This is a genomic window from Noviherbaspirillum sp., assembly GCF_036563305.1.
Classification (GTDB): Bacteria; Pseudomonadota; Gammaproteobacteria; order Burkholderiales; family Burkholderiaceae_D; genus Noviherbaspirillum.
The window spans coordinates 39,637-58,155 of record NZ_DATCMQ010000003.1 but is presented as its reverse complement, the minus strand read 5'-3'; the positions used below and the strand labels follow the sequence as shown (position 1 = coordinate 58,155).

Here is an 18,519-nt window from a genome sequence, read left to right as displayed (position 1 = left end):
CACCACGACCCGGCCGCCCGGCTGGCCAAAGGAAAGCCGAACCACGCTTCGTGCAGAAGGACAGGAAAAGCAATGGCTACAGTGATACGCGAAGAGGAATCGGCGCCGATGGTGCCGCGCACGGTCGGCGCGGGACGGCTCGCCGTCGGCGCGATTCAGGGCGGCGTGCTGTACTGGCTGTACCAGGCGCGCGGCGCGGAACTGTGGCCTGCCACCGCGCCGTTCCTGTTCGTGCCGCTCCTGCTGCTTGCCCTGGTGGCGCCGGTGCTGCTGATTTCCAGCCTCGGACACATGACAGGACGGCGCGCGGCCGGGTGGCTGGCGACGGCGTCGGCGGTCATGCTCGGGCTCGGCCTGCATGACGTATGGCGGCGCGCTGCCGCCGTCGGTGCAGCAGCCGGTGACGCGGCTTCGCCGGCAATGCCTTCGCCCCTGCTGTTCCTGTTTCTTGTGGCGGGCTTCTTCATTGCGCATGCGCTGGTCCTGTCCGCCATCCACGACGGTCGGCGGCTGGCGCGCTATCCGACCTACTTCGACGTGTCCTGGAAGCTGCTCATCCAGCTCGGCTTTTCGGCCATGTTCGTCGGCGCGCTGTGGCTGGCGCTGTCGCTCGGCGCGGTGCTGTTCATGCTGGTGCGTCTCGATTTCCTCGAAACGCTGCTCAAGCAGTCGTGGTTTGCGATTCCGGCCAGCGTCTTTGCGTTTGCCTGCGCGATGCACATCACCGACGTGCGCCCCGCCATCGTGCGCGGCATCCGGTCGCTGCTGCTGGTGCTCCTGTCGTGGCTCCTGCCGTTGAGCGCGCTGATCGTGCTCGCCTTCCTGCTCAGCCTGGTGTTCACCGGGCTGGAGCCGTTGTGGGCGACGCGCAAGGCCACCGCCGTCCTGCTGGGCGCGGCGGCGCTGCTGGTCGTGCTCATCAATGCCGCATACCAGAACGGCGAGCAGGCGGCGACCGTGCCCCGCCTGGTCCGCTGGTCTGCGCTCGCCGCCGCGCTGACGCTGCTGCCGATCGTGGCGATTGCGGTCTACTCCCTCGCCCTGCGGGTCGCCGACTACGGGTGGACGACCGACCGCGTGATTGCCGCCGCCTGTCTGGCAGTGGCGGCCTGCTATGCGCTCGGCTATGGATGGGCGGCGTATGCGTTCTTCAGGCGCGGCGAATGGATGCAAGGCCTCGCCCCCGTCAACATCGCGACGGCATGCGTGGTCCTGGCGGTGCTGCTCGGCCTGTTCTCGCCGCTGGCCGATCCTGCGCGGCTTTCGGTCGACAGCCAGGTGGGGCGCCTGCTGTCGGGCGCCACGCCGCCGGACAAGTTTGACTTCGATTACCTGCATGCCCACGGCGCGCGCTACGGCCGCGCGGCGCTGGAGCAGCTGCAGGCGGCGGGCGGCGCCGACGGGCAGATCCGCGACAGGGCCGGGCGCGCCCTGGCGCGCAAGGCGCGGCCGGGCCAGCCGCCGGTCCCTGCCAGCCAGGCGGAGGTGGCCGCCAACATCACCGTCTGGCCCAGGCATGCAGGGCTGCCCACGTCCTTCCGCCAGCAGAACTGGTCGGACAAGCAGCAGAGGTGGCAACTGCCGCCCTGCCTGCGGCAAGCCGGCATGCCATGCGACGCGGTTTTGCTCGATATCGACCGCGACGGCCGGCCGGAGGTGCTGCTGCTTCCGGCCGAATCCCAGTCCGCGCCTGTACTCCTGGGGGAAGGCGGCGGTGGCGGCTGGAGCGTGCTGGGCAGGCTGCCGGGCGAGCTCAACAGTTGTGCTTCGCTGCGCAGGCAGCTGCTCGACGGGACCTACGGCCTGGTCCCGGCGCGCGTCCATGACCTGGAGATAGGCGGGCAGCGCATGGCGATCAGCCGGCAGCCGGGCGCATCCGCGATCGCCTGCCCGCCCTAGGCGCGCGGCAGCGTGAGACGACGTCATCGCCGCGGCGACGGATCAGATGTCTTTTTCCGGCACTCCCGTCAGTGTGCCTCCCTCCAGGCGCACGTCCAGGCCATCGCCTGCCGTCGCGTTCTGCCGCGCGTAGAGCGACACCGCGTAGGCCTTGAGGGCTTCCTCGCGCTCGGCCTGGCTCATCTCGGCCCACGGTTTGCCGCCGCGCTGCTGCGAAATCGCTTCCTCGACGGAAAATTCGACGGAGCTGTCCGTTCCTTGACCCTTGATCCACGCCTTGATGCTTTCCATGTGCGTCCTTTCATGGCTGGTTCCGATCCCGCTGTCGAAGCGAAACGCATGCCGGCCCGGTTGCGACCCCTTCGATGGGGAAAGGAACCGGCGGCACAGGCGCCGGAAGCGCCCCGCGCCGTGTGGAAAGGCAGCGCCGGCCCGCTCGCGGCGTCTCGGGCAGCACGCCTGCGACGGGCCGTGCGCAGCCGGTCGGGCACATGGCATCGCGTATTTTTTTCAAGGAGCGGACGAACGGGCAGGTCTTGCGGATCGGTTACACTGCCGGGGTCCGATCCTGCCCGCCGCAGTGACCGTTACTCCGTTCCCTCCTGTTAAGCCTTGCGCCTGGAAAAACCGCCTCATGAGCGACAAGAAGACATGGCATCTCTCGCAACTGCTGGCCCTGCTTGCCGCCATTGCCTTGTTACCCGTCGTGCTGGCCGGCGCCTGGGCGATCCGCAGCGCGATGGAGCAACACCGCGGCGACGCGGAGCGGGCGGCGCTCGATCTTTCGCGCGCACTTGCCATCGCCGTCGCCGCCGAGCTTGAATCATCGGTGTCCGCGCTGCGCACGCTTTCCGGTACGCCGGCGCTCCTGGACGGCGAAATCGCCGACTTTTATCCGATCGCGAAAAACGCGCTCAAGGCCCGCCCTGGCTGGAAGGCGGTCATCCTGACCGACCGTGACGGCAGGATGCTGTTCTCCACCCGGCTGCCGTACGGCGCCGCCGCGGGCGCCGTGGTTGATCCCGACAGCCACCGACGCGCGGTCGAGACCCGGCAGGCCACGTTCGGCAGCGCGCTGCCGGGGCCGGAAGGCCAGCTCGCCTATCCGGTGCGCGTCCCGGTGGTGCAGAACGGCGCGGTCCAGTACGTACTGACCGCGGCGGTCATGCCGGACCGGATGATCGACCTCATCCAGAAGCAGAACGCGCCGCCGAGCTGGATCCTTGCCGTCTTCGACGCGTCGGGGAAGCGCGTTGCGCGTACCCGGGCACACGAGACCAATGCGCCCTCGCCGTCGTTGCGCCGCCTGCTCGCGGAGAACGGGACCGAAGGCGTCGGCGTCACGAAGACCCTGGAAGGGGTCGAGTCCCTGACCGCATTCACCCGCGTGCACGGCGCCAGCTGGGTGGTGGCAGTCGGCATCCCGGTGCAGGGCCTGCAATCCGGCCTCCTGCAGGGCATCGTCCTCTACCTTGCCGGCATCCTGGCGTCGGTGGTTGCCTACGTGATCGCCGCCACCATCCTCGCGCGCGGCATCGCGCGCGGCGTCGACGGCCTGCACGGCCAGGCGTCCCGCCTGGTGCGCGAGACCGCGCGCCTGCCGCCGTTGCATAGCCGCATCCGGGAAGTCAACGAGGTCAATGCCGCGCTGATGTCCCTGTCGGAGGAGCGGGTGCAGATCGAGGCCGAGCGCGCGAACCTGCTGACCTCGCTGAATGCGGCGCTGGATACCGCGCGCCAGGCGCTGGCCCGGGCCGAGGAGGCCGGCCGCGCGAAGGACATGTTCCTGGCGATGCTGGGCCACGAATTGCGCAACCCGCTGGCGCCGATCGTGTCGGCGCTCGATTTGATGGAAATCCGGGGTGACGACCGCACCGCCCGCGAACGGGGGATCATGCGCAGGCAGGTCGAGCACTTGCACCGGCTGGTGGACGACCTGCTGGACGTCTCGCGCATCGTCCAGGGCAAGCTGGAGATCCGCCAGGAGCCGGTCGACCTCAAGGACGTCGCGCAGTGCGCCCATGAAGCGGTGCGGCGCACTTCGGAATACGGCGGCACCGTGATCGAGAGCAGCCTGCCGGACGCCGCGGTCTGGGTCACCGGCGATGCCGCGCGCCTGGTGCAGGCCGCGACCAACCTGTTGGCCAATGCGTTGCGCTTCGCGCCGGGCGGAAGGGTCCGTCTCGCGGTGCATGCGCGGGAGGGCAGTGCCGCCATCGTCGTCGAGGACGACGGCGCGGGCATGGCGCCCGAGATCCTGGACAAGGTGTTCCAGCCGTTTTTCCAGGCGCCGCAGTCGATCGCCCGTTCCACCGGCGGCCTGGGACTGGGCCTGGCCATCGTGCGCAGCATCGTCGAGCTGCACGGCGGCCGGGTCCACGCGGACAGCAAGGGGGCGGGCAAGGGCAGCCGCTTCGAGATCATCCTGCCGTCCGGCGCGGCGCCCGGCGCAGCCGCGAACGCGTCCGCGACCGCCGTCGGGATCGCCGGAAGGCGCATCCTGGTGGTCGACGACAACGTCGATGCCGCCGAACTGGTGGCGGCCGGACTGAGCGCCGCCGGCCATGAGGTACGGACCGCGCACGAGGCCGATGACGCGCTTGACCTGTTGCGGTCGTTCCAACCGGAGGTGGCGATACTGGATATCGGCATGCCCGGCATGAGCGGATACGAACTTGCCACGGCCATCCGTTCCCACGCCGCGGGATGGGACGGGAAGCTGATTGCGCTGAGCGGTTACGGCCAGGCCAACGACAAGGAGCGGGCGCGCGCCGCCGGCTTCGACGTCCACCTGACCAAGCCGGTGCGCATCGCCGAGCTGAACCAGGTGTTGCACTAGGCGCCGCGATGTCGCGCAAGGTCGTCCTCGCCTGCCCCCCGTTGCGCCCCGCGGTGCGCAACATCATGCTGGGCGGGTTCGACAGCGACTGCGTGCACCTGCCGGCCGCGGCCGACATCCAGCTGGTGGTCTACCTGCACGGCGGCGCCTTCCATATTGCCGACGACGGGGCGGACGGGCTTCCCGTTGCCTTCGTTGCGCCGGGCAGCCTCGCGCCCCGCCTGTTCCGGGTCGAGCCCGCAAGCCGCTTCATCGCCGCCACCTTTCGCCCCTCCGGGTTCCTGGCCTGTTTCGGTGTTCCCGCCCATGCACTCGGCGACGCCGAGGTGCGGCTGGATGACCTGGTGCCGCGGTCCCAGGTCGAGGCGCTGCAGGCGCGACTGGACGCGGCGCGCGGTGACCGGGAACGGGTGGCGGCGCTCGAGGCCTTCCTGCTGGCCCGGCTCGATCCCGCCCGGGTCCGCGCGCTGCCGCTGCCGCCCATGACGCTGGAACGCCTGCTGCTGCCGGCGACCGATCTCGCCGCGGCGCTCGGCATCGGCACGCGGCAGCTGGAGCGCCGCTTCCTGATCCACCACGGCATGTCCCTGCGCGACTATCGCCGGCTGATGCGCTTTTCCAGCGCGCTGGCCGGCATGATGCAGGCGCATCGGCAGCCGGCCAGCCTGGCGCAGGCGGCCCTGCAGGCCGGCTATGTGGACCAGGCGCATCTCACCCGCGATTTCCGCCGCTTCGTCGGGCAGCCGCCGGCGCAATTCGCGCGCGAGCGCTTGGCACCCGGTTCCATCTACAGCCTGTGGCAGCTCAGCGCCGAGGAATTGCCCGCCTTCGTGGACTAGGTCAGGGCGCCAACCGGCGCTGCCGGCGGACGGGATGTCGTGTCGGTACAAGATTTCCCGCCGCGCCCGGGCTATCGTTTCCTGCTCGGAAAGGGGAAATTCTATGGAAGGCACGTCGCTCGATACCCACGGCTACATCCTCACCTCGGTCGATACCCTGCTGGCGCACGCCCGCAGCAACAGCATCTGGTACCTGTCCTTCGGCCTCGCCTGTTGCGCGGTCGAGATGATGCAGGCCGCCGCCTCGCGTTACGACATGGACCGCTTCGGCGTCATGCCGCGCGCCAGTCCGCGCCAGGCCGACCTGATGATCGTCGCCGGCACGCTCACCAACAAGATGGCGGCGGCGGTGCGCAAGGTCTACGACCAGATGCCCGATCCGAAGTACGTGATTTCCATGGGTTCCTGCGCCAACGGCGGCGGCTACTACCACTACTCCTATTCCGTCGTGCGCGGCTGTGACCGCATCATCCCGGTCGACGTCTACGTGCCGGGCTGTCCGCCCACGGCCGAAGCCCTGGTCTACGGGATCCTGCAGCTGCAGCAGAAGGTGAAGCGGGCGAAGGTGCTCCTGCGCTGAACGGGTCGATACGGCGACGGATCCGGGATCACAACGGCCACAGGAAGTAGCAGGCGTTGTAGGAGACGTGCAGCAGCAACGGCGGCAGGAGACTGCCTTCGCGCTCGCGGAAATAGCCGAAGACCAGGGACGGAACTAGGATTGCCGCCGCCCATGCCGGCGGATGATGGATGAGATGCGCGCCCATGAACAGCAGCGAGCTCAGCGCATTGGCGACACTGAGGCCGGCCGCCTCGCGCCGGCCGTGCGCCGTCGACAGCAGCTGTCCCTGCACGACGCCGCGGAACAGGAGTTCCTCGATGATCGGTTGCCAGAGCACCAGCGACAGCACGGCAAGCGGAGCCGCGGGAGCGCCGGCGCGGAGTCCGGGCCAGCCTGCATCGAGAAGGAGCAGGAAGGCCGGCCCTGCGGCCAGCGCGCACAGGTAGGACGGGCTGCGAAGAAAGCCCGCGCGGCAATGCAGGCCCAGTTCGTCACGCCACCGGGCCCGCACCGCCTGGCTACCGCTTGCCTGCGCCATCCTTGCGGCGACGCCAGCCGATCGCCGCCAGCGCCACGGCCAGCAGGCCGGGCAGTACCGGATCGAAGCGGCCGCTGCCGCCGATCGCGCAACCCCCGCCGCCGCCCTTGCCGGCAACCGGCGCGATGATGGGCGCGCCGGCGCCGCCACTGGTGCCGCCGTTGCCGCGGTCGACGATCGCCGCCGGGCAGCCGGTCACGCGCGGTGCGCCCCAGTTCGCCAGGTCGGACGCATTGCCGTCGCCGCCGTCCGTCACCACCAGCCGCAGGCTGTTCTTGCCGGCGATACTGAGGTAGATGGCCTTGCGCAGGTCGCTGCCGCGCATCACGCCGCTGTCGAATACCTTGGCGTCATCCAGGTACACCTGGAACACGGCGGAGCCGCTGTTGCCGGCGGCGTCGTCGATACCGACGTCGGCGATCAGGTGCCCGGTGCAGGCGCCGCCCAGTTGGTAGCGCAGTTCCGAGGGCGCGTACACGCCGATGCCCTTCGCATAGTTGATGCCGTCCAGGCGGATCGGGCCGCCGGCGTTGTTGCGGTTGAGCGCAATGTCGCCGCGGCCATTGGTCGGAGCCGACGCGGTACGCACGTCGCTGAGCTGCGCATCGGGATAGATGTCGCGCGAGACCGTGCTGGTCTGGCCGGCGCTGTCGGTGGCGGTCAGCGACAGACGCAGCCAGATGTTGGCTGCCTCGGCGTCGAAGGTCGGCACCGTGAGCTCGCCACTGGTGATGCCCGTGGTCGTCGGGTAGAACGGATGGGAATGCGTGTCGTGCATGAAGTCCACTTTCCAGCTGAGCGCGGAGGCCGGCAGGTTACCGTCCTCGGCGTCGCTGGCGGTGCCGGCGAAGCCGATCTTGTCGCCCGGGACAAATCCCACGTCCGCGCCGGGAGACGTAATGGCCGGCGACGGCAGGCGGTTGCTCGTCACGGTGAGCGCGGCGGCGTCCGACACCACCGTGCCGTCGGCGTTGCTGACGGCGACGCTGAAGGTTGCGCCGCTGTCGGCCGGCGTCGTGCGCGCAATCGTATAGCTGGCGGACGTGGCACCCGGAATATCCACCCCGTTGCGCCGCCACTGGTAGCTGGAGGCGCCGTCGGCCGCCACCGTGAACGTGACGGGATCGCCGAGGAAAATCGTCTGTGCCCGCGGCTGCTGCGTCAGGCGCGGACCGAGCGTGTTGGTGAAGGTGATCTTGCCGAGCGCCCCGGAGCTGGCGCCGCCCTCGCCCTGGTTGCGGGCAAGGTAGTAGAGGCTGCCGTCCGCCGCGGTTGCCAGGGCCACCGGACTGCCGATGTTGGTTGCGAACTCCTGTGCGCCTGCCGCCGGGTTGGCCGGATCGATCATCCGGATCCAGCCGCTGCAGTAGTCGGTGAACAGGTATTTGCCGACGTACTGCGGCGGGAATTGCGGGCTGACCGGATTGTAGAAGCTGCCGCCGGTAATCGCGCAGCCGGCGTCGCGCCGGTATTCGTGGACCGCGTTGGTGAAGCGCGCGTCCGATGTGCTGCCTTCGTGGATCGGCCACGCGTAGTTCGCGCCCGCGACCGCGCGGTTGATTTCCTCGACGCTGCCCGCGCCGACGTCATTGATGTACAGCAGGCCGGTGTCGGGCTGGATGTCGATTGCGTACGGGTTGCGCAGGCCGAGCACGTAGTTGCCGCGGTAGGCGCCCGGGGTGTTGTAGAACGGATTGTCGGGCGGGAAGCTGCCATCGGGATTGATACGCAGGATCTTGCCGAAGGGGCTGGCGACATTCTGCGAGAAGGAGGCCTCCAGCGGGTCGGTGCGCAGGTCCTCATGGCCGCCCACGGCGACATACAGCTTGCCGTCGACCCCGAAGCGCAGCGGGCCGCCCATGTGCCATTGCACGCCGCTCGGCACGTTGGGCAGTTCGAGCAGCGTCACTTCGGAGCCGGGAATCGCGGCGTCGCCCGATGCCGTCACCCGCAGCACGCGGTTGCGGCTGCCGCCGCCCGTGAGCACGGTGCAGTACAGGTAGACATGCTGGTTGACCGCGAAGTTGGGGTCGGCGGTGACGCCGAGGCAACCGCGCTCGGAGAAGGTGTCGACGTTCTGCACCGTATAAAAGCTGCTCGAGAGCAGCGCGTCATTCTTGACGATGCGGATTACGCCATTCTGCTCGACCACCAGCGCGCGGCCGTCCGGCAGCATGCCCATCGAGGTCGGGCTCTGGAACCCGCTCGCCACCTGGCGGTCGGTGAAGCCGACAGGGACGCTGGCGGCATGGGCGAGCGGCATCGCCAGGGCGAATGCGCAGAACAGGGCGCGGCGCATGGCGGACCAGCGCGGGTGCGCCGGGGAGGCGGCGGGAATGCGTGCTGCGGATCTTGATCGTGACATCTTCACCTCATGGCTTGGTTAGTGACTTGCATCGTTTCGCGGTCGCAGCACAACCCCTGCGCGAAAAATGCGCGCATTCGATGTCGGCTCGGTGTGGCGCCCGGGAGGAGGCGTGTCGGCGCTGCATCGGGAAGGGGCGCGGAACGATCGTGAGATGGAACCGTCGCTGCAGGCATGGGCCGACAGCGAAACGGCAAATCCGAACGCGAGGGTCGGCTTGCCCCTATGACTGCGATGTGTGACTGGAAGTTAGCATCCGTCCGGCAAATCAATGATGAGGGGAATCAAGCCTGCCGGTGCAGAGGCGTACTCGTATGCGCTAGCTCAAGCCGCATCGATCCGATACGAAAGGCGTAGCGCTTCCCGCGGCGTCGGGCAAGCGGATCGATGGGGAGTACATGCAGGCGTACGGCGAGTACGGCAGCGTCGGCCGCGGGATGGCACAAGCTCGCCGCAGCCGGGCGTGACGCGGTGGAAGGGATGACGGCGCCGCGCCCCGTGCTCCGGCAGCGCGCGCCAACATGCTCGGAGACGCAATGCGGCCGCGAGGGAGGATGTTTACAGCTGTGCCTGTATCTGCCGCTGCAGCGCGCGGTAGCTCTCCAGCCTCGGGCCGCCGAGTGCGACCGCCTTGCTGACTGCCGCCATCGCCTCGTCGCGCCGTCCCTGATCGAACAGCGCCTGCGCCAGATTGTTCCAGCCGTCGGCAAAACCCGGATGCGCCGTGACCAGCTTGCGATAAGCCGCCGCCGCCGCGGCGAGGTCGCCGGCCGCGTAGGCGGTGTTCCCGGCGCCGAGCTGGAGGACCGGGTCGTTGGGCCAGCGCCCGAGGGCGGTACGGTAGGCGGTCCCGGCGGCGCTGCCGGAGCTGCGCTCGAGCGCGACCGCGGCTGCCGCATAGGTGGCCGCGTCGGCCGTGGCGGGAAGCCGCGCGGGTGCCAGCGCCAGCATCCCCCAGCGCTGCGACCTGTCCCAGGTGCGTTCGAATGCGTAGAGCGACATCTCGGTGCGCTCCGCCGGACCGGAATGCAGGATCAGGACATTGCGCGCGCGGTCATAGCCGATCGCCACCGCATAGTGCCAGACCGGCGCGAAAGGCAAGGAGAGGTTCTGGAGCACGATCACCGGGTTGCCGGCGGCAACTTCGCGCAGCAGGGCCTCGAGATCGGGTTGAATCCGGTAGGCGATCAGGCCCATGCGCCGCGTCGCGGCCATCATCTCGGGCTGCAGCGACCCTTGCCGGGCCGGCAGGTAGACCTGGCTGACAAGCTGTTCGGGCCGGATCGGCACGCCGGCGGCGCCCGCCGCCATGGCAAGCGCCGCCGGCCCGCACTGGTAGTCCTCCTGCGGATGGAAGGGCACGTCGGCCAGCAGCGCCGCCGGCGGCAACCCCGTCGGCCAGTCCTGCTGCAGCGCGGCCATGCGCGGCGTGGCGCAGCCGGCCAGCACCAGTGCCAGCAGCAGTGCCGCGAAGGCGCGCATCCGCTCGCCGGAGGCGAATGCGCCTGGCGTCATCGGATCGAACGGGTGAACGGGAAGATTTTCGTGAACCCGAGGATGTCGGTGACCAGCAGCACGATGAATACCGTGAAGATGATGCCGAGCACATCGCCGCCGGCCGGCAGCTGGTCGATCCGTCCTGCAAGCTGCTGCACTTCCTCGTCGGACATGGCTTGCACGCGGTCGATGGCGGCCTGCGGATCGACACCCTGCGCTTCAATCGACTTGCGCACCTCCTCGCGGGACAGGAAGCCGACCACGTGGTCGCGCTCGACGCCGGCCGACTGGCCCGCCGCGGCTTCCTGGGTGGTGACGATGGCGGCGCCGGCCTGCATCGGCAGGCTCAGAGCGGACATGCAGACGACAAGCATCGATGCGGTGAGGCGTTTGAAGGCGTTCATGATTTCTCCTTGAGATGATGACGACGGGCGAGCGCCGGCACGGGTATGCCTGCACGGGAGTGCCTGCATGGGCACCGGCGCCGGCAACTCCCCGACGCCGGCGCAGCGAAAGGCGACCTGCGGCAAGCCGCTCCGATTTACTTCTACCGCAACTTCCCGCCCTCTCCTTGATTGCCCTCAACGGGAATGAAGCTGGAGCGGCGGCGGTGGCAGGCAAGGCGAGGGACGTTGCAATTTGGCGTCGTGTCCGATCCTGACGCTTCCCATCAGTAAGCACAGGGCGCAGATGGTTCCCTCCGAAGCCGGTGCCGGCTGCGGAACGGCGTGCCACGTACGGCCGCGGGAAGCCTGTCGTATTGCCCCGGGGACAAGACGCGCCGGGCGGCACGCGTGCCTCATGCCGGCGGCGTTTCAGCGCCCGGCCCGGCCTGACGCCATGTCGCGCCGGAGCTGCCGGGCGTATTCCCGGAAATCGACTTCCAGCGTGTACCGGGCGGAACCGACATAGCGCTTCGCCACCGCGCGCGCGTGGCGGTCGATCTCGGCCGCCATCGCTTGCGGCGACGGCAGCGCCGTTTCTCCCGAGAGCACGGAAGCCAGCCATTGGCCCTGGATCTCGACCAGCGGAATGGTCGGCCCGATGGGCTGCACCAGTCCCGCCATGTACAGGCCGGGCAGGCCGGGCGGCATCATGCGCCGGTAGAGCGCGGCCCGGCCGTCCTCGACCTTGAAGAGGGAAGGATCGATGAAAGGAAAGGTGGTGCGATAGCCGGTTGCGTAGATGATGGCGTCGACCGGCGCGATGCTGCCGTCCTCGAACGCGACCGCCTTGCCCTGCAGTTCGCGGATGTTGGGCTTGATGCGGATCCAGCCATGGCCGGCATAGGGCAGCAGCTCCTGGCTGAGCGTCGCGTGTTCGCGCCAGATCGGATGGCGCGGACGCGGCACGCCAAAGCGGGCCTGGTCGCCGACCGCCAGCTTCATCAGGCGGCCGATGACAGCGCGTGTCACCGGGGTCGGCAGTCGCAGCTTGCGCGACAGGAACGCCGACCATCGGTCGATCGGGATGCCCATCAGGTACTTCGGCATGATCCAGGCGCTGCGGCGGGTGGACAGCAGGGTGCTCCTGGCCGACTTGCAGACATCGACCGCGATGTCGACTGCGGAATTGCCGATGCCGACCACCATCACATTGAGGTCGGCGAACGGCGCGGCGGTGCGGTAGTGGTGCGAGTGGATCGCCATCCCGTCGAAGCGGCCGGGGAAGTCCGGCAGGCGCGGGTCCCAGAGATGGCCGTTGGCGACGATCACGGCGCGGTAGCGCCTGGTCTCGCCGCTGCCGAGCCGCACCAGCCATGCGCCGTCCCCGTCCGGCCGGACATCCTCGACCCGCGTCCGGAAACGGATGTGCTGCCTGACGCCGAAATGCGCGGCATAGGCTTCCAGGTATTCCATCACCTCGTAGTGCGAAAGGAAATCCGGATAGCGGTCGGGTATCGGGAAATCCGAGTAGCCGAGGTTGTTGCGGCTGGTATCGATATGCAGGCTGCGGTAGGCGGACGACAATCCATTGTCGTTCTCGTAGCGCCACATGCCGCCGATATCGGAGCCGATTTCGAAGCACTCGAAGGGCACGCCCTTCTGCCGGAGCGCCTTGGCGACGGTGACGCCGGAAGAGCCGGCGCCAACGATGCAGACCGGCAGCGAGTCAGGTCGGGACATGGGTGGCCTCCAGGTGGCGGGCGACGATGGCATCGGCCGACGCGTCGGCGACGATGCCCAGACTGCGCGCCAGCGCGGAATCGAAACCGCGCGGCCAGCTGTCGACGATGGCCTGCAGCTGCGGGTCCGGTTCCCAGCGGATGCTGCCGCGGGGATGGGTGACGGGCGCGCGTGCCACCGCCGCCGCGATGTCCGCCGGGGTGAGCGTCAATGACGGCAGGTTGAGGGCGCGGCCGGCGCCGAACGCCGCCGCCGGCACGTCCTGCAGCCGCAGCAGCGCGGTGACCACCGCCTGTACCGAAGCGACCGGGATGCGGGTGTCGGGCGCCAGCGGGCAGGTCGTGTCCTTGCCGGCCAGCGGTTCCCGGATCAGCGAGGCGATGCGGTCCGACACGCTCGTGCCGGGCGGCCCCGGATGGGTGAGCACCACCGGCAGGCGGAGTGCGCGGCCATCGAGGTAACCGCGCCGCGCGTAGTCGCTGATCAGCAGTTCGGCGATCGCCTTATGGGTGCCGTAGGAAGTCTGCGGCGTCTGCGCCACACGGTCGCCGACCACCTCGGGCAGCGGTCCGCCGAAGGTCGAGATCGAGCTGGCGAACAGCAGCCGCGGCGGTGCGGGTTGCGCCCGGCATCGCTCCAGCAGGCGCATCAGCGCATGCACGTTGACGGCCATCCCGCGCGCGAAGTCGGTTTCAGCGTCCAGCGTCAGCGACGCCGCCAGGTGATAGACGACGTCAAAGGGCTGGTCGAACACCCGGTCGAGGAAATCCTCGCTGCAGATGTCGCCCTGCAGCGAGCGGACGGCACCGTCCGCGACCGCGGCATGCGGCGCCGACGCCGATGCGCCCGGCGGACGGCTGTCGGCCAGGACCAGCGCAGTGAAGCCGCCGCGCGCGCGAAGCGCCGCAGCGAGACGGCTGCCGATGAAACCGGCGGCGCCCAGGACGAGAATACGCATCTGTCATTCTCCTTGCCGTTGTACTGCCTGACTTGCCGCACCGCCGGCGCGTCCCGGCGGAATATGCCGCTGCCGCCGGCGCGTCAATCCCGCGCCGGCGCCACGTCCCTGGCGACGGCAAGGAAGCGGTCGATCTGGTCGCGCACGAGCTTCTTGTTGTACTTGCCGACGCTGGTCTTCGGTATCTCGTCGACGATCGCCACCCGCTTCGGCAGCATCCAGCGGGTGATCTTGCCGCTGTCCACGCCGTGCCTGGCAAGGAAGTCGACGATATCCTGCTCGCTTGCCGCAAAGCCCGGCCGCAGCACCACAAGTGCCAGCGGCACCTCGCCCCAGGTCGGATCGGGCACGCCGACCACTGTCGCCTCCAGCACGAAGTCCGCCATCTGGATCAGGTTTTCCAGCAGGACGGTCGGCACCATTTCGGCGCCGCTGCGGATCACGTCCTTGATGCGGTCGGCAATCACGATATAGCCATCGGTATCGACCTTGGCGATGTCGCCGGTATGGAACCAGCCGTCGCGCCAGACTTCGCCGGTCCTGTCCGGGGCGCGAAAATACTGCTGCGTCACCCAGGGACCGCGTATCACGATCTCGCCCACGCTCCGGTCGTCGTGCGGCACGGGCCTGCCTTGCTCGTCGACGACCTCCACGTCCAGGCCGAGCAGCGGCAGCCCGGTCTTGACCATGACGTCGTCGACCCTGTCCTTCGGCCAGCCGACCATGTGCTTCTTCAGGAAGGACGCGACCGTGGTCGGCGCGGTCTCCGTCATCCCGTAGCCGGAGCTGACGCGGAAATTCGGCATCAGCTTCTCCAGCTTGGTCTTGAGACCGAGCGGCAGCGCGCCGCCGCCGATGCTGATGCGCACAAGGCTGCCCAGGTCGTACTTGTGGAAGTCCTTGTAGTCGAGCAGCATCGCGGCGATGGTCGGCACGATGCCGACCGAGGTCACCCGCTCGCGCTCGACCAGCTCGCAGAAGCCCTGCACGGTGAAGGTCCCGGGCAGCACGATCTTCTGGGCGCTGAAGACGGTCAGGAACGGCGCGCCCCAGCCGTGGATGTGGAACATCGGCGTGTTCAGCATCGGCACCGCATTCTCGCCCAACCGGTTGCCGCCCCCCTGCGCGTCGAAATCCGGCGTGTTGACGACCGCCTGCGTCGCCATCACGTGCAGGGTCAGCAGGTACAGCTGGCGATGGGTGAAGGTTGCGCCCTTGGGCTGGCCGGTCGTGCCGGTGGTGTAGCACAGCGTCGCATTGGTGTCCTCGGACAGCCAGGGCCAGTCGTAGTCCTCCGGCTCGCCGGCGATCAGTTCCTCATAGGCCAGCAGGTCGGGAATCGTCGTCTGCGGCAGGCCGGGCTTGTCCGACATGTAGACGAAAGCCCGCACCGTGTCCTTGACCTGATCGTAGATCCCTTCCAGCAGCGGCAGCACGCTGTCGTCGACGAAGATCACCTTGTCCTGCGCGTGCCGGATGGTGTAGACCACGTGTTCCGGCGACAGCCGCACGTTGACAGGATGCAGGGTGGCGCCGATGCAGGGAACCGCGTAGTAGAGCTCGAGGTGGCGATGGGTGTTGAGCGCCATTGTCCCGACCCGGTCGCCGATGCCGCCGCTGGCGCCCGCAATCCCGAGTTTCTTCTCCAGCGCATGGGCAAGCTGCGATACGCGCCGGTACCACTGGCGCCAGGTGAAGCGGAAGTACTCGCTGGTCAGGTGATTGCGGTACACCACCCCGATATCGTCCGGGTAGAGGCGGACGGGGCGCTTCATGAAGGTGGTCAGCAGCAGCGGGTATTGCGAACTGTATTCCGGGTAGGTCCTGTGCTCCACGTTGTCTCCTGTTGTTTGTCGTGCGGTCGTTCGCCGCATCGTCGTCGTTCAGTCCTTCTGCCTCCCTCGCGGTTCCTCGAGGCGCAGCACCATCAGCAGCGCGAGCGACTTCAGCACGATCGCGGCGCCGAACAGCCAGGCGAAGTCGAAGCCCTGCGCGATCAGCCCGCCGAGTACCGGGCCGGCCGCCATCATCAGGTGGGAAGCGGTGTCGGACACCGCGATCAGCATCGGCCGGTCGTGGCTGGCGCCGAACTCGAGCACCAGGTTCTGCGACGCGACGAAGTAACCGCCAAATCCGGCGCCCAGCCCGCAGAATGCAAGCACCACCCAGCCCGGTTCATGCGCCAGCAGCAGGCCGCCGGTGGCGCCGATCCAGAGCGCCAGGCTGGCAAGGAACACCAGCCGGTAGCCGTGGCGGTCGGCCAGCGCGCCCCACGCCAGGTTGCTGAACGTCTGCGCCAGCAGGAAGGCCAGCGACAGGTAGCCGAGCATGGCGCCGGACAGCGCCGCCCCGCCGCCGGCATAGATAGCATAGAACGGCAGGGCAGCCGTGCCGAGCGCCGCCAGCGCCCGCGCCTGGAAGAAGCGCTTGTAGTGGGGATCGGCACGCAGCAGCGCAGGCACCTGCCGCAGCCGCTGGGCAAGCCCGGTGCGGGGGTGCACCCAGGGCGATTTCGGTTCGCGCACGAAGGACAGCGCCGAGATGCCGACGCTGGTCAGGATGAAGGCGACCATGAAGGTGCTCGCATAGCCGTTGCCGAAGGCATTGGTGCCGACCAGGTAGCGGCCGCCCAGCCAGGCGACGCCCGCCGCGATCAGGCCGCCGAGAAAATTGCGCAGGCCGGTGAGGCTGCCGCGGCGGTCGACCGGGATCACCTTCGACATCAGATAGGCGAAGGCGACGCTCTGGACGCCGTTGAACAGGCCGAACAGCGCCAGGAAAAGACATGCCGCGGCAAGCGCCCACCAGCCCTCCAGCAACCAGGCCGACAGTGCCAGGCCGAGGATCTGCACGCGCATCAGCCAGCCGATCGAGAACACCACCGGCAGCACTTTCCGGCGGTGCTCGATCAGCGTCGCGCCCCAGATCGACGACAGCGCCATGCCGATGAACTGCGCCGCCAGCGCCAGTCCGACGGCAAGCTTGGAGGAGGACAGCAGGTAGATGTAGGCGGGCACGAAAGTGGGCGCCGTCACCAGCCGGAAGCCGGTGAGGCCGAGCATGCCGTGCGCCAGGTTCGCGGCGAAGTTGCGTGGCAGGTGGCGGCGCACCCGCGCGCGATAGGCCTGTTCGAGGGCCAGGCGCTGCGCGTTGTCTTCCGCAAGCGGTTGGCGCGCGTTCATCGCCGGGCCAGCGAGATGAGATAGATGCTCGGCATCCTGTTTTAGTATAGATGGTATGTCAGGCGGAAATCATCTTAGCATGCCGCACCGGTTGTGCCATCCCTGTGCGACAGGCGTGTTGTTTTATGCATTAGAAATGCCGGTATGTATGCTATCGCGCCACACTTGCGCGCCCGGGCGTGGCATCGGGATGCCTGCGGGCCTCGGCAGGCAGGCCGGCGCCGGTATAATCCTTCCAGCCCAACAGCCGATGCGCCGACATGACCGAGGATCTCCAGACCAGCCGCATGACGCAGCGCTACGTGAAGAAGCGGGAGTCCATCCTTCATGCGGCGGCGCGCCTGTTCAACCAGCACGGCGTCAAGGGCGCGACGCTGTCCGATGTGGCCGGCCAGGTCGGCCTGAGCACCAACAGCATCACCTACTACTACAAGAAGAAGGAAGACCTGGTCGTCGCCTGCCTGCTGCATTCGATCGAGGCGATCAACGCGATCATCCCGGTGGCGGCCGCCGCGCCGGACGCCGAGCAGCGCATCCGCCGCTTCATTGCCCTGTTCTTCGCGCGCCTGGCCCAGATACATCGCAACGAGGCGGCGGAGATGATGACCTTCCGCGATGCGCAGGTGCTGACCGGCGCGCATGCCGAGGTCGTGTTCTCCGCCTACACCGACATGTTCCGCCGGGTGCGCCGGCTGCTCGCCGGCGACGCGCCGCTGCCGGCCGACCGCGTCGCGCTCAACGCGCGCAGTCACCTGCTGCTGACGCTGACGGTGCGGGCAATGTCCTGGAGCAGCCGCTACGATCCGGATGACTATGCGCATGCCGCCGCCCGCATGAGCGAGATCCTCATCGGCGGCATGGGCGGTGGTCGGGCGCGCTGGCGGCAGACCGCGCTGGATGCGCTGCTCGCGCAGGCCCCCGGGGCGGACGCCACCACCCAGGATGCCTTCCTGCGCGCAGCCACCGCACTGATCAACGAACAGGGTTACCACGGTGCCTCGGTCGACCGGATCTCCGCGCGCCTGAACGTCACCAAGGGCTCGTTCTACCATCACAATCCCAACAAGGAAGACCTGATCGCGGCCTGTTTCGACCGCACTTTCGCGCTGATCCGCGACACGCAGACCGCGGCGCTGCGCGCCGAAGGTTCCGGATGGGACAAGTTGTGCGCGGTATCCCGCGCGCTGGTGCGCTACCAGTTCTCCGACCGCGGACCGTTGCTGCGCATGTCGGCATGGAGCGAACTGCCGGAGGAGATCCGCGGCGACAAGCTCAACACCATCAACCAGCTCGGCCTGCGCTTCGTCGCCTTCCTGGTGGACGGCATGCAGGACGGCTCCGTGCGCCCGCTGGACCAGGCCATCGCCGCCCATCTCGTCAGCGGCATGATCAATGCCTCGGTGGAGCTGGAGCGCTGGGTGCCGGGCATCACCGCCGAGAATGCGGTCGAGCTGTTCGTGCGACCGCTCTTTCTCGGGATTCTCAAGCCGGACGAGAGGATGGCGGCGGCCGTGGCGGGCGCGAACGCCTGGCGCAAACAGGTCGAATGACATGGGGTGTTCCGTTCCGGCAGGCCGCAAGCGGCGCGGCGGATGCAGCGTCTGACCGGCGTCATCCGGGCGCCGATGTTGCGGGCGGCACCGATGCAGCAGGCGTACGCCCGCCCGCAATGTTTTACAATCCGCGGATCGGACGGAGGCGGAGATTGCCGGCA

14 protein-coding genes are annotated in these 18,519 nt (G+C 68.6%); 5 read left to right on the top strand and 9 right to left on the bottom strand.

Features of this window, described 5'->3' with window-relative positions; genetic code table 11:
- Positions 1-72: 72 nt before the first annotated feature.
- Entirely contained in the window at positions 73-1,899 is a 1,827-nt protein-coding gene (locus VIM12_RS00635) for a DUF4153 domain-containing protein (protein WP_331939669.1), read from the top strand.
- Positions 1,900-1,941: 42 nt separating this feature from the next.
- On the opposite strand, the gene VIM12_RS00630 is transcribed toward VIM12_RS00635, so the two are convergent.
- Complete coding sequence (locus VIM12_RS00630) at positions 1,942-2,190, bottom strand: hypothetical protein (RefSeq protein WP_331939668.1); 249 nt, start codon at positions 2,188-2,190, stop codon at positions 1,942-1,944.
- A gap of 343 nt (positions 2,191-2,533) precedes the next feature.
- On the opposite strand from VIM12_RS00630, the gene VIM12_RS00625 reads away from it, so the two are divergent.
- From VIM12_RS00625 to VIM12_RS00615, 3 genes are all read left to right on the top strand, one after another.
- On the top strand, positions 2,534-4,738 hold the full coding sequence (locus tag VIM12_RS00625) for a hybrid sensor histidine kinase/response regulator (protein ID WP_331939667.1): 2,205 nt from the start codon (positions 2,534-2,536) through the stop codon (positions 4,736-4,738).
- Positions 4,739-4,746: 8 nt separating this feature from the next.
- Complete coding sequence (locus VIM12_RS00620) at positions 4,747-5,577, top strand: helix-turn-helix domain-containing protein (protein WP_331939666.1); 831 nt, start codon at positions 4,747-4,749, stop codon at positions 5,575-5,577.
- A gap of 103 nt (positions 5,578-5,680) precedes the next feature.
- Positions 5,681-6,157: an NADH-quinone oxidoreductase subunit B family protein gene (locus VIM12_RS00615; protein ID WP_331939665.1), complete on the top strand. Its 477-nt coding sequence runs from the start codon at positions 5,681-5,683 to the stop codon at positions 6,155-6,157.
- 28 nt (positions 6,158-6,185) lie between these two features.
- Here VIM12_RS00615 and mrtJ read toward each other — a convergent pair whose 3' ends face one another.
- The 8 genes from mrtJ to VIM12_RS00575 all read right to left on the bottom strand — a co-directional run bounded on the left by mrtJ (position 6,186) and on the right by VIM12_RS00575 (position 16,805).
- On the bottom strand, positions 6,186-6,677 hold the full coding sequence (gene mrtJ, locus VIM12_RS00610) for a JDVT-CTERM system glutamic-type intramembrane protease MrtJ (RefSeq protein ID WP_331939664.1): 492 nt from the start codon (positions 6,675-6,677) through the stop codon (positions 6,186-6,188).
- Positions 6,658-9,042 carry a PQQ-dependent sugar dehydrogenase gene (locus VIM12_RS00605; protein WP_331939663.1) on the bottom strand — a complete coding sequence of 795 codons (2,385 nt, stop codon included), beginning with the start codon at positions 9,040-9,042 and terminating at the stop codon, positions 6,658-6,660. Before VIM12_RS00605 ends, mrtJ begins: the two co-directional genes overlap by 20 nt.
- Positions 9,043-9,600: 558 nt before the next feature.
- Complete coding sequence (locus VIM12_RS00600) at positions 9,601-10,557, bottom strand: PA2778 family cysteine peptidase (protein ID WP_331939662.1); 957 nt, start codon at positions 10,555-10,557, stop codon at positions 9,601-9,603.
- Positions 10,554-10,943, bottom strand: coding sequence for a PA2779 family protein (locus VIM12_RS00595; protein ID WP_331939661.1), 390 nt, complete (start codon positions 10,941-10,943; stop codon positions 10,554-10,556). Before VIM12_RS00595 ends, VIM12_RS00600 begins: the two co-directional genes overlap by 4 nt.
- 411 nt (positions 10,944-11,354) lie before the next feature.
- A complete protein-coding gene (locus tag VIM12_RS00590) occupies positions 11,355-12,665 on the bottom strand; it encodes a flavin-containing monooxygenase (protein WP_331939660.1) in 1,311 nt (436 codons plus the stop codon).
- Entirely contained in the window at positions 12,652-13,623 is a 972-nt protein-coding gene (locus VIM12_RS00585; protein WP_331939659.1) for an NAD-dependent epimerase/dehydratase family protein, read from the bottom strand. Before VIM12_RS00585 ends, VIM12_RS00590 begins: the two co-directional genes overlap by 14 nt.
- Before the next feature lie 83 nt (positions 13,624-13,706).
- Positions 13,707-15,458, bottom strand: a complete 1,752-nt coding sequence (locus tag VIM12_RS00580) for a long-chain-fatty-acid--CoA ligase (RefSeq protein ID WP_331939658.1) — start codon at positions 15,456-15,458, stop codon at positions 13,707-13,709.
- Positions 15,459-15,506: 48 nt separating this feature from the next.
- Complete coding sequence (locus VIM12_RS00575; protein ID WP_331939657.1) at positions 15,507-16,805, bottom strand: MFS transporter; 1,299 nt, start codon at positions 16,803-16,805, stop codon at positions 15,507-15,509.
- A 260-nt stretch (positions 16,806-17,065) separates the two neighbouring features.
- Between VIM12_RS00575 and VIM12_RS00570 the strand changes: the two genes are divergently transcribed.
- Positions 17,066-18,355 carry a TetR/AcrR family transcriptional regulator gene (locus VIM12_RS00570; RefSeq protein ID WP_331939656.1) on the top strand — a complete coding sequence of 430 codons (1,290 nt, stop codon included), beginning with the start codon at positions 17,066-17,068 and terminating at the stop codon, positions 18,353-18,355.
- Positions 18,356-18,519: the final 164 nt, after the last annotated feature.